At 56.6% G+C, this 9,630-nt stretch carries 11 protein-coding genes; 1 reads left to right on the top strand and 10 read right to left on the bottom strand.

The features are described from left to right. Positions 1-438: 438 nt before the first annotated feature. The 7 genes from ybaK to C814_RS0105150 all read right to left on the bottom strand — a co-directional run bounded on the left by ybaK (position 439) and on the right by C814_RS0105150 (position 6,457). A complete protein-coding gene (gene ybaK / locus C814_RS16380; RefSeq protein ID WP_016316504.1) occupies positions 439-921 on the bottom strand; it encodes a Cys-tRNA(Pro) deacylase in 483 nt (160 codons plus the stop codon). Positions 922-1,001: 80 nt separating this feature from the next. Then, the gene (locus tag C814_RS16375; protein ID WP_016316503.1) at positions 1,002-1,706 is read right to left on the bottom strand and encodes an ABC transporter ATP-binding protein; all 705 of its coding nucleotides are present in this window, start codon (positions 1,704-1,706) and stop codon (positions 1,002-1,004) included. Positions 1,707-1,717: 11 nt separating this feature from the next. After that, entirely contained in the window at positions 1,718-2,482 is a 765-nt protein-coding gene (locus tag C814_RS16370; protein WP_016316502.1) for an ABC transporter ATP-binding protein, read from the bottom strand. Next, complete coding sequence (locus tag C814_RS16365; protein ID WP_016316501.1) at positions 2,479-3,525, bottom strand: branched-chain amino acid ABC transporter permease; 1,047 nt, start codon at positions 3,523-3,525, stop codon at positions 2,479-2,481. The genes C814_RS16370 and C814_RS16365 overlap by 4 nt, the downstream gene beginning before the upstream one ends. Before the next feature lie 9 nt (positions 3,526-3,534). Then, positions 3,535-4,422 carry a branched-chain amino acid ABC transporter permease gene (locus C814_RS16360; protein ID WP_022788479.1) on the bottom strand — a complete coding sequence of 296 codons (888 nt, stop codon included), beginning with the start codon at positions 4,420-4,422 and terminating at the stop codon, positions 3,535-3,537. Between the two features lie 496 nt (positions 4,423-4,918). Further along, entirely contained in the window at positions 4,919-6,136 is a 1,218-nt protein-coding gene (locus C814_RS16355; protein ID WP_016316499.1) for an ABC transporter substrate-binding protein, read from the bottom strand. 54 nt (positions 6,137-6,190) lie between these two features. After that, the gene (locus C814_RS0105150) at positions 6,191-6,457 is read right to left on the bottom strand and encodes a hypothetical protein (protein WP_022788478.1); all 267 of its coding nucleotides are present in this window, start codon (positions 6,455-6,457) and stop codon (positions 6,191-6,193) included. 162 nt (positions 6,458-6,619) lie between these two features. Between C814_RS0105150 and C814_RS16350 the strand changes: the two genes are divergently transcribed. Further along, on the top strand, positions 6,620-6,847 hold the full coding sequence (locus C814_RS16350) for a hypothetical protein (protein ID WP_016316498.1): 228 nt from the start codon (positions 6,620-6,622) through the stop codon (positions 6,845-6,847). A 262-nt stretch (positions 6,848-7,109) separates the two neighbouring features. Here the strand turns inward: C814_RS16350 and tadA are convergent, their stop codons facing one another. From tadA to C814_RS0105145, 3 genes are all read right to left on the bottom strand, one after another. Further along, entirely contained in the window at positions 7,110-7,580 is a 471-nt protein-coding gene (gene tadA / locus C814_RS16345) for a tRNA adenosine(34) deaminase TadA (protein ID WP_016316497.1), read from the bottom strand. A gap of 14 nt (positions 7,581-7,594) precedes the next feature. Then, complete coding sequence (locus C814_RS16340; protein WP_016316496.1) at positions 7,595-8,590, bottom strand: CPBP family intramembrane glutamic endopeptidase; 996 nt, start codon at positions 8,588-8,590, stop codon at positions 7,595-7,597. A 149-nt stretch (positions 8,591-8,739) separates the two neighbouring features. After that, the gene (locus tag C814_RS0105145) at positions 8,740-9,561 is read right to left on the bottom strand and encodes an epoxyqueuosine reductase (protein ID WP_016316495.1); all 822 of its coding nucleotides are present in this window, start codon (positions 9,559-9,561) and stop codon (positions 8,740-8,742) included. Positions 9,562-9,630: the final 69 nt, after the last annotated feature.

Raw genomic sequence — 9,630 nt, 5'->3', positions numbered from 1 at the left:
CTTCTCGGGCTTTCAGCCCGAAGCGCGCTTCGCGCGACGCCCCCTCAGTTTGCCTTGCGGGCGAGGGGTCGGTGACCCCTCGCCGTAGGCCCCTCCCTTCCGGGCTGGGTGCCACTTTTTCCCAAAACTAAAGTTTTACTCAATTTTTTTCAAAAAATTGCGGGGTCGAGGGGCAGAGCCCCCGACGCGCTCCGCAGAGCGCGGAATGCTTTAGCCTGTGAAGCGCGTTTTTCGGGTGAATTGCCGCGAAGCGGCAAGAGGGGGCTTTTTGCAAGTGAAAAAGCCCCCTTGCAAAAAAGAAATACAGAACAGGCCCTTAAAACCCGTACTCACAGCCATTTGATGCCGTCTGAACGGGCATCCCCTGATTATGAGTACACGCCCTAAAAAAGCTGCCGCCCGTTTTTCGAATTGGGAAAAACGGGCGGCTTTGCGTATTCAGGCTGGTTCCCGGACGAGCGGTGCGATCTTTGCCCCGACCAGCGGCAGCAGGTCGGATGGAGCCGCTTCGATCTGGCAGCCAATCCGCCCGCCGCTGACGATGACCGACGGCAGCGTTTCCACCGCAGCATCAAAAACTGTGGGAAACTGTTTTTTCATCCCGACCGGCGAACAGCCGCCGCGGATGTAACCCGTTATCTTGTTGATCTCGTTTACATGGATCATCTCAACCGCCTTTTCCCCTACAGCTTTCGCAGCTTTTTTGAGATCCAGCTCTTTGGAGACTGGGATGACAAACACATAAAATCCCCCGTTCCCCCGCGTCACCAACGTTTTGTAGACCTGTTCCACCCGCTGCCCCAGCTTTTCCGCAACGCTCACTCCGTCGATCTTCCCGTCTGCATGGTCATAGGTGTGCGTCTGATAGGGCACCTTTGCCCGATCCAGCATCCGCATAGCGTTTGTTTTCTGTTCTGCCATCCGACATCCCTTCCCCTTTCTGACCATCAAAAATGGGAACCGGAGCGCCCCGATTCCCATTTTTCCCCGATCATACGGGGCTACATGCCCAGATATGCCTTGCGCACCTTGTCATCCGCAAGCATCTCCTTTGCATCCCCGCTCATGACGACTTTCCCTGTCTCGAGCACATAGGCGCGGTTTGCAATTCCCAGCGCCATCTTCGCGTTCTGCTCTACCAGCAGGATGGTCATACCGCTCTGGTTCAGCTCCTCGATGATTTTGAAAATCTCCTTCACCAGCAGCGGTGAAAGGCCCATCGAAGGCTCATCCATCAGCAGGATGCGGGGCCGGGACATCATCGCGCGCCCGATCGCGAGCATCTGCTGTTCGCCGCCTGAGAGGGTGCCGCCCGCCTGTTTATACCGCTCCTTGAGACGGGGAAAATGGCGGTAGACGTTCTCCACATCCTCCGCAATCTGCGCCTTGTCGCCCACGATAAACGCTCCCATCTCCAGATTTTCCTGCACCGTCATTTGTGAAAAAATCCGCCGCCCCTCTGGGACATGCGCCATCCCCAGCGTGATGATCTTCGCCGGATCGGTGGCAAGCAGGTTATGCCCTTCTAGAGAAACCTCTCCCGAAGTCGCTTTTTTCAGACCGGAGATGGTATGCAGCGTGGTGGTTTTACCCGCGCCGTTCGCGCCGATCAGTGAGACGATCTCCCCCTCGTTGACCTCCAGACTGATCCCGTGGATCGCGTGGATTGCCCCATAGGACACATGCAGATCAGTAACTTTCAGCATCGGTTTCCCTCCTATTCTCCAAGATATGCGCCGATCACACGCGGATTGTTGGCGATCTCCTTCGGCGTGCCGTGGGCGATGATCTGCCCATAGTCGATTACAACGATCCGCTCACAGACATTCATCACCAGGCTCATGTCGTGCTCGATCAGCAGGATCGCAATTCCAAACCGTTCCCGGATCAGCGAGATGGCCTGCATCAGTTCAGCGGTCTCGGTCGGGTTCATGCCCGCGGCTGGCTCATCGAGCAGCAGGACTTTCGGGTTGGTCGCGAGCGCGCGTGCGATCTCCAGCTTGCGCTGCTGGCCATACGGCAGATTTTCCGCTACGTGGCCGGCAAGCTCCTCCATATGGAACACGCTGAGCAGGTCACATGCCTTACGGTCGATCTCCTGCTCCTCCTTCCAGTAGGAAGGGGCGCGCAGGATCGCCTGTAACCCGCTGTACTTCATGTTGTGGTTAAATGCGACCTTGACATTCTCCAGCACGCTCATCTTTTTGAACAGCCGGATATTCTGGAACGTCCGCGCGATCCCTGCCGCAACCATCTGATGCGGCTTTTTCCCGATCAGCGCGGTCCCGTTCAGATAGACTGCGCCCTCGGTCGGCTGATAGACGCCGGTGAGCAGGTTAAAGACGGTGGTTTTTCCCGCACCGTTCGGCCCGATCAGGCCGATCAGCTCTTTCTGCTCGATCTCGACATGAAACCCCTCAACCGCCTTGAGTCCGCCGAAGGTAATGCCGAGGTTCTCCGCTTTCAGCACTGGTACACTCATTCGGACGCGCCCCCTTTCCCTGCCGCGGACGGCTGTTTTTTCTGCCTGCCGGTCAGCCGGTCGATCAGCCGGGTCAACGAGAACTCATAGGTACCAAGCAGGCCGGACGGCTTGAAGATCATAACCAGCACCAGCACCACCGAATAGATCAGCATCCGATAGTCGGCGAGCGAGCGCAGGACTTCAGGCAGGATGGTCAGCCCGACCGCCGAGACAATCGACCCGGTGAGCGACCCCATGCCGCCCAGCACGACAAACACCAGGATGTCGATCGACTTCATGAAATCGAAGTCGGTCGCGCCGAGGATACCGAGGTACTGCCCGTAGATGCCGCCTGCGATTCCTGCAAAGAACGCTGCAAAGGTGAACGCCAGAACCTTGTAATAGGTATTCGGGATGCCCGAAGCCTCGGAGGCGATGTCGTCCTCACGGATCGCCATGATCGCGCGCCCATGCCGCGAACGGACGAAGGCAAACATGACCATCACGCAGACAACCATAATGATGTAAACGACATTCAGGGTCGCGGTCTTGGGGATACGGTTAAGCCCCTGCGCACCGCCGGTAAACGAAAAGAACTCGATCATTGTGCGGATAATCTCACCAAAGCCGAGCGTAATGATGGCGAGATAATCCCCCTTTAGGCGCAGCGCCGGGACCCCGACCAGCAGCCCGAACAGAGCCGCCACCAAACCAGCCAGCAGAAGCGACAACAGGAAAAATCCAGTACCCGCGGGGGAAACGTTCCCCTTCTGCGCGAGCGTGATCCCCACTGTCTCCTGAATATATTTCACAAACAGGGCCGCTGTATATGCACCGATCGACATAAATCCCGCATGCCCAAGTGCAATCTGCCCCAGGAAGCCGGTTGTCAGGTTGAGGGAGATTGCCAGAATAATATTGATAAAAATGACCATCAAAACGCCGGTCTGATACCGCCCGAGCAGGCCGGTGCGTGTCCCGACATTCATCAGGACAAAGAGCAGTACAACCGCTATCAGATTGATGACATAGGAGCGCATGGTCTCTTTTCTGCTTTTCAATCCAACCACCTACACTTTCTCGCCGATATTTTTGCCGAAGATCCCCGCCGGGCGGACCAGCAGGACAACAATCAGGATTCCGAATACCACCGCATCCGCGAGCTGGGTGGAGATATAGCCTTTGGTCATGCTCTCGACAAGGCCGATCAGCACGCCGCCAAGCATCGCGCCCGGGATATTGCCGATGCCGCCGAGCACCGCCGCAACAAACGCTTTCAGGCCGAGCATCGAGCCCATGTACGGCTGGACCTGCGGGTAAGCGGAACAATACATGACCGCCGCGACACCAGCCAGCCCGGACCCGATCGCAAAGGTGAGCGAGATAGTCCGGTTGGTGTTGATGCCCATGAGGATCGCCGCTTTCCCATCCTCCGAAACCGCCCGCATCGCCTTGCCCATCCGGGTTTTTTTGATAAAGAGCTGCAATCCCGCCATGATCGCAACCGAAAGCAGGATGGTCACCACCGAAACGCCGGTGAGCTGGACCGAACCGAAAACGATCGGCGGCACATGAAAGATATTGCTGACCGAACGGGGCGCGGAGGAAAAGAGGATGAGCGCAAGGTTCTCGAGGAAGAGGCTCATCGCGATCGCCGTAATCAGAACCGAAAGGCTGGGCGCGCCACGCAGCGGCTTATAGGCGATCTTTTCGGTCAAAAAGCCGATCAGCGCGCAGACCACGACCGAAAGCAGTATGCAAAGCCACGCCGGAAGCCCCGCACTGGTGAGCAGCGGGATCGAAAATACCGCCATATATCCGCCTACCATGATGAAATCTCCGTGTGCAAAGTTAATTAGCTTTACGATACCGTATACCATTGTGTAGCCCAGTGCGACCAGCGCATAAACGCTGCCCACCTGAAAGCCGTTGATAAGCTGTTTGATAAAAAGTGTCACGTCTACCAATCCCTCGCCTTTCCCAGCCCCTCAAACAGGCTGTGTCTCTGATCTGCGGCTCTCTCACGGGGGCTCTGCCCCTCGACCCCGCCACCTTTGAAAAGGTGGACGAAACTTTTGGTTCTAAAAAGCAGGCTTTAAAAATCTTCCCGCAGGCCGGGCAAACCGGATGGAACTGACCCACCCAGCCTGTTGGGGTGGGGCCTGCGGGGAGGGGTCGCCGACCCCTATCCCGCAAGACAGCCCGCAGGGGCGTCGCGCTTTGCGCGCTTCGGGCTGAAAAGCCCGAGAAGCCCCGAGGAGGGCGCCCTGCCCCGGAAGGCTGGTCTGGAGCCAGGCTTCCGCTGTCCCTAGCCCCGGGGAGGGCGCCCTGCACCCGGAAAGCTGGTCTGGAGCCAGACTTCCACTGTCTCAATGCCGGATACCCGCAAAAGGGCAGAGCCGTCCGGCCCTACCCCTTTGCAAACATCCTATCACTTCTGTTGTTGCGGGGCCATTACGCCTCGACCTTCGCCTCGAGCACCGCAGCGCCGTTGGAGCACTTCAGAACCGAAACCGTCTTGATCGGGTCGCCGTTCTCATCAAAGGTGATATGTCCGGTGATCCCATCATAATCAGCTGCTGCCATCGCGTTGATAATCGCCTGGCTGTCGGTCGAACCGGCATTCTCGATCGCCTGTGCGATGATATAGGCCGAGTCATAGCCCAGCGCCGAGAACGAGCGGCCATCCAGATTGAACTTCGCTTTGTAGTCCGAGAGGAACTTCGCCGCTTTCTCGTCCTCGTCCGCATAGTGGTTTGCAAAATAGGTGTTCTCGGTAACCGACATCTTATCCGCCGAAATGATGTTCAGGACACCGTCCCAGCCGTCGCCGCCCAGCACCGGGCCTTCATAGCCGGCTGCGCGCACCTGATCGAGGATCAGCGCTACCTTGCCGTAATAGTCGGGCACGAAAATCGCTTCGGGACTCTGCGCGATCAGGTTGTTGATCTGCACATTGAAGTCGATGTCTGCGCCCGCATACGCCTCCTCGCTTACAATCTCGATCCCTTTGACAGCCGCCTGCGCTTTAAATGCCTGTGTCAGGCCGCTGGAGTATTCCTCGCTGTTGTTGCTCAGGATCGCTACCTTCTTCGCGCCGAGGTTGTCTGCTGCGAAGGTCGCCATGATGGTGCCCTGGAACGGGTCGGTGTAGCAGGTGCGGAATACGTTGTCACCGGTCAGGGTGATGCCCGCCGCGGTACCGGTCGCAGTCAGCATCGGCATGTTATCCTCTACCGCCACATCCGCAACCGCCTGACAGGGCTTGGAGGTGACGTCACCGATCACAGCGACAACCCCCTGGCTGACCATGCTGTTGTATGCGTTGACCGCTTCAGTCGGGTCGCCTTTCTCGTCCATGAGAACCAGCTCGACCTGCTGGCCCAGAATGCCGCCGTTCGCGTTGATCTCCTCGAACGCCATCTTAATGCCGTTGGATGTCGCGATTCCGTAGTCGGAAACCTCGCCGGTCAGCGGGGCAAGTACGCCAATTTTGATGCTGTCTCCAGAAGGTGCCGCGGCAGGAGCCTCGCTCGATGCGGCCGGTGCAGAGCTGCCTGCATCAGGCGCGGAAGATGCAGCAGGCGCCGAACTGCTCCCGCTGGAACCGCACCCTGCAAATGCGCCAGCGACCATCGCTGCCGCCAGCATAGATGCAAATACTCTTTTCATATTCTTTTCCTCCCTATGTTTGAATCTGTTTTACACTGGAGTCCTGTTACTACTTTAAAGTGGTAACCTTATCAAAAAGTATATTGCAAATCCGCCATAAAATCCATTGCTTTTTTCGCCAATCATCTGCAAACAATCCCCGCCAGTTTTATAAATATTCATAAAATTATCGTATGAATCCCTCATTTGAACCGCTCCATGCAGCAGAAAAACCGGATTTTGGAACCTCTTGGCCATCTGAACAGGCTGCCCTGTTTTGCACATTTCTCTCATCCAAACGCGGGCAGCATGTATCCGCCTTGTAATGCGGCGGACATCCATGCCGCTTTTTCCGCCTGGCCGACATACGGATTTCTCGTATTTTCGATGGATTGCAAAGCAATTCACGCTGCTCTTCAAAATTCGTGCTTTTTCGCTTTACAAATTAGTCTGTTTTGGGTACAATACTCTTAAAAAGCAAATCAGCGAAAGGGTGAGCCGAATATGCCGCGCAGAAGTAAAAAAGAAATCAGGATGTCTTACGAGGAGCAGATTCAGGAGATCGAAAACAAGATCGAAGAACATAAGGAAGCGATTTCCCGACTGAAAAAAGAACTGAAAGAGAAACGTGCCGCCAAAGAGCAGGCCGATCTGGAAAAGCTCGCCGCCTTTGTGAAGGAATCGGGCAAAAGCCCGGAGGAAGTCCTCTCAATCCTGCAAAATCAGGAGTAAAACAGGATATATGGTGCAAAATGGGCCCCTTCTGCAATAGAGGACTTTTCATCTGTATCCACAATCACTCCAACCGTTTGGACAGCTGTGCATCCATACTCAAAATATAGGAAAGAGATTGTGTTCCACAAGCACAGTCTCTTTTTTCATGGTGTGACAGCACACGCAGGATTCCCCGCTACGACCGCACTCCCTTTTGTAGCACTGTAAGCGGGAGGGCCCCGCCGGTAAATTACTGGACGGGCGGCGCATAACATCAATGCTATTGACCGGGATTTTTGAGACGGTTCCGCAGTTCTTTGAAAAAAGCGGACAGGAGGCCCGCGCACTCGTTTTGAAGCACGCCGGAAACGATCTCTGGTTTATGGTTGAACGGCAGGGCATTGAAATCGCTGACCGAACCAAAGCAACCCGCTTTGGGGTCGGACGCGCCGTAGACCACCCGCCGGATGCGGGCATTGACAATCGCGCCCGCACACATCGGACACGGCTCCAGCGTCACATAGAGGTCGCACCGATGTAGGCGCCAGCCTCCAAGCCTGCGGCAGGCCATGTCGATCGCCTCCAGCTCGGCATGGGCAAGGGCATTTTTGCCGGATTCACGGCGATTATACCCCTCTCCGACGATCTGACCGTCACAGACTACGACCGCCCCCACAGGCACCTCCCAGATCGCGGCAGCCATTTGTGCCAGTTCGAGTGCGCGTTCCATATAAACCTGATCTTCCACCATCACACCTCCCAGATTCAGTGGTAAAAACTCAGCCAGATCACCCAGGCAAACAGAAGCATCAGCATCACCATTGGGACGTTCAGAAGCAGCCCGGACCACAGTTTCCCCTCGCCTACCGGGCTGTTCAAACGGCGCAGTGACAGGTCCACTTTTCGCACAATCAGAAGGTAGACCAGCCCCATGACAGCAGCCCCTCCGTAAAAGAACATACGGCAAAGCTCCAGAAGGGCCAGCCTCCAGCCATTCATCTGAAGGCTTCCAACGGCCAGCAGCAGGACAATCAAGTTATTCATAAGATGGATGAATATCCCAGTCCAGAGCGAATGGGTTTTCACGACAAAGAAGCCCAGCGCCAGGCCCATCAGGAACGCGTGCGGAATCTGGGTCATATTGCGGTGGAGCAGGGCAAAGAGCGCGGCAGAAACCACAACTGCCAACCGATCCCCAAACCTGCGAAGGGACCCGAGGATGATGCCTCGATTTACAAATTCCTCCAGAAACGCGGGCAGAATCACCGTGTTGATGACAAACAGAAACGCAGCAAAAGAATCGGCGGGCAGATGCATCGGAATCGGAGGGGAAAACAGGCCGAACAGCGCGAAAACGCTCGCTACCATAGCGGTCAGGACCGAGCCGGCCAGCGATACCCCCAAAGCAACCCCGGTACAGGCAAACAGTACCGGCGGATAAGGCGGATCATGGGGAATTTCCCGATAGGGAAAGCGCACCATGTGGGCATAGACAAGATAAGGCAGAAGAAAAGCCGCCAGATAAAGAAAGATCGTAAAAAGCTCGTTGACTGCGTCAGAAGAGAGGAGGACCGGAGGGAACCGCCGGAACCATCCCCGCAGCAGCCAGACCCCCGCCGTCTGGAGGAGGTAAAGGATCAGGATATTGATGATGACCGCGAGCGCAAGCAGACCGCTTTGTATCCGGAGATGCTCAATAAAAGCTGTCTGGGCACGAAAACGCCGGTATGCGGACAGCGGATTCTCGGTGGGGCTGTACATGGGAATTTCTCCTTCTGGCCATAAGTTTTGATATGACAGCGATGATACCACGCATCAAAGGGATTTGGTGTCATTGGTCATTGGGGCCGGCGCGGACTCTGCACACGCATTGCCCTTGCCATAACCCTGGTATCATAGCTGTTTTATAGCTATGATACCACATCTTTTGTCTCCCCGGAAAGGATATGCAGATTGCGCAGCAGGATATTTTTGCCGCGCCAGCCGTATGATTTGGTTTTGCAGAGAAGAGCGGCGTTTTGGGCGTCCACCACCGGGGCAGGATTGCGATAAAATCCCTCCACCCTGCTTTTGGCAGCACTCCGATTGACCGGACAGGCTTCGGTACACCGGTCACAGCCCCAGACAAGCCCTCCTTCCCGAATCTGCTCCTGCTCCCAGAGGGTCAGCTCCCCTTTTTTCTGGGTGAGCTCCGAGCGGCACCGTTCCCGGGTAAAACGGCCCTGTGCGAGCGCCCCGGAAGGGCAGGCCGCGCGGCACGCTCCGCACCGGGTACAGAGCTGCTGCGGCTGCGGCGGTGGGATTTCCAGCGGCAGGGTGGTCACGATCTCTCCAATAAAGCAGTAGCTGCCATAGACCGGATTCAGCAGCAGGCCGTTCAGACCAACCTCCCCCAGCCCTGCGAGGGCAGCCGCCGCGACCTCGTCAATCGGGGAGCTGTCGATAAACGGGACAAACGCTTCCCCCGGAAACCGCTCCGCACAGGACGCCGCGACCTCCGCAAGCAGCGGACGCAGGATGCTGTGATAATCGTCCGGCACCGCGTATCGTGCGATGTTGCGGTCGGGAAAGGCTTCGGTATAGTATCCGAACAGGAAAACCAGCACCGATTGGGCGTTTTGGGGGATGCGTTCTCTGGAACGCACCTCCAGAAGCGGGGGCAGCTCGGAAAACCGGCAGGCCCCCCATTGGTCGATCCCAAACGGTTGCATACATGCGCGCAGACGTTCCACCGTCCTCCCCCTTCCGATCAAAATGCTGGCAAGGGCGTTTTTCCCTGCCGCCCTTACAACCCCGCTTTG

Origin of the sequence: Anaerotruncus sp. G3(2012) (assembly GCF_000403395.2) — a bacterium.
Taxonomy (GTDB): domain Bacteria; phylum Bacillota; class Clostridia; order Oscillospirales; family Ruminococcaceae; genus Anaerotruncus.
Note: the sequence above shows the minus strand (reverse complement) of the source record. Positions and strands in the feature narration are given on the sequence as shown.

Coding starts and splice junctions, on each gene's coding strand:
- ybaK (WP_016316504.1), bottom strand. CDS start 921: ATGGCAGAACAGAAAACAAACGCTATGCGGATGCTGGATCGGGCAAAG.
- C814_RS16375 (WP_016316503.1), bottom strand. CDS start 1,706: ATGCTGAAAGTTACTGATCTGCATGTGTCCTATGGGGCAATCCACGCG.
- C814_RS16370 (WP_016316502.1), bottom strand. CDS start 2,482: ATGAGTGTACCAGTGCTGAAAGCGGAGAACCTCGGCATTACCTTCGGC.
- C814_RS16355 (WP_016316499.1), bottom strand. CDS start 6,136: ATGAAAAGAGTATTTGCATCTATGCTGGCGGCAGCGATGGTCGCTGGC.
- C814_RS0105150 (WP_022788478.1), bottom strand. CDS start 6,457: ATGGATGTCCGCCGCATTACAAGGCGGATACATGCTGCCCGCGTTTGG.
- C814_RS16350 (WP_016316498.1), top strand. CDS start 6,620: ATGCCGCGCAGAAGTAAAAAAGAAATCAGGATGTCTTACGAGGAGCAG.
- tadA (WP_016316497.1), bottom strand. CDS start 7,580: ATGGTGGAAGATCAGGTTTATATGGAACGCGCACTCGAACTGGCACAA.
- C814_RS16340 (WP_016316496.1), bottom strand. CDS start 8,590: ATGTACAGCCCCACCGAGAATCCGCTGTCCGCATACCGGCGTTTTCGT.